The following is a 1447-nucleotide window of genomic DNA, read 5'->3' on the forward strand; positions in this document are numbered from 1 at the left end:
AAGCCTGGATCAATCCGCCGACAAAACCGGAGACCATCCAAGCTTAATTCATAACTCCGGCTGTCTCACATTCGTTGACACGTTCCGCCACGCGTGCGCATCACCGAACTGCTCCACGAGGTCAACCGCGCGACGGGTTTCGCGGCGGCGTTCACCAACCTGCGCACCGGCGAATCCTGCGCGAATGAGAACGCGCTGCTCGCCGCCATCCTGGCCGATGGCACCAACCTTGGCTTGGCGCGCATGGCGGACGCCAGCCAAGGCATAACGCGCGACCAGTTGGTGTGGACCGCCGATGCCTACATCCGCCCCGAAACCTATCAGGCGGCCCTGGCCCGGATCATCGACGCTCAGCACCGCCTGCCGATCGCCACCCTGTGGGGAGGCGGCACGACGTCCTCGTCGGACGGGCAGTTTTTCCGCTCGGGCAAGCGGGGCAACGTCGCCGGCGAGGTGAACGCCCGCTACGGCGTCGATCCCGGCTTCAGCTTCTACACCCATGTTTCCGACCAGCACGGCCCCTTCCATGTCCAAGTCATTTCGGCCGCGACCCACGAGGCGCCCTATGTGCTCGACGGGCTGTTGCATCACGGCACCAGCCTGAAAATCGACACCCATTACGTGGACACCGGGGGCGTCTCGGACCATGTTTTCATTCTCTGCGCACTGCTCGGCTTCCGCTTCTGTCCCCGGCTGCGCGATTTTCCCGACCGGAAGCTCGCCAGCGTCGAACCTCCCGGATCCTATAAGGAGCTGCTGCCGCTTCTCGGCCGACGGATCAAGGTTGATGTCATCCGTGAGCACTGGGACGAGGTGGTGCGGTTGGTTGCCTCGCTGAAAACCGGCGCCGTCGCCCCGTCCACCATGCTGAAGAAGCTGGCGGCTTACGAGCGGCAGAACCAGCTCGATCTCGCGCTCCAGGAGCTTGGCCGGATCGAACGCACATTCTTCATGCTCGACTGGTTGGAAAGCCCGGATCTCAGACGGCGTTGTCATGCCGGGCTGAACAAGGGCGAGCAGCGTCACGCCCTGGCCCAAGCGATCTGCACATTCCGGCAGGGCCGGATTGCCGACCGTGGCGCAGAAGCCCAGGAATACCGGGCTTCGGGACTCAATCTTCTCATCGCCGCCATCGTCTATTGGAACTCCACCTACATGCCCGACGCCATCGCGCACCTTCGCGCGAAGGGAGAGGTGGTTTCCGATGAACTGCTGGCCCACACATCACCGGTCGGCTGGGAGCATATCGGCCTGTCAGGCGATTTTCTGTGGGAGCGGGCTGCATCCGTCCCAGTTGGACGACGGCCACTCAATCTTGAGCGTCAACGCCGCGTCGCCTGAAGGCCGTATTCTCTATTCGTTCTACCTTGCCGTTGTTTACCTAAGGAATCACGCCAAATTAAGTACGTTGTTTTCCGCCCGGGGAGCGATGGTGTAGTTCCACTCT

1 pseudogene is annotated in these 1447 nt (G+C 62.3%); it reads left to right on the plus strand.

The window, feature by feature from the left end:
- Nucleotides 1-87 precede the first annotated feature (87 nt).
- Nucleotides 88-1341 (plus strand): annotated as a pseudogene (locus tag EJ903_RS26275) (Tn3 family transposase); the annotation flags it as partial.
- Nucleotides 1342-1447 lie beyond the last annotated feature (106 nt).

Source organism: Azospirillum griseum, from assembly GCF_003966125.1.
GTDB classification, from domain to species: domain Bacteria; phylum Pseudomonadota; class Alphaproteobacteria; order Azospirillales; family Azospirillaceae; genus Azospirillum; species Azospirillum griseum.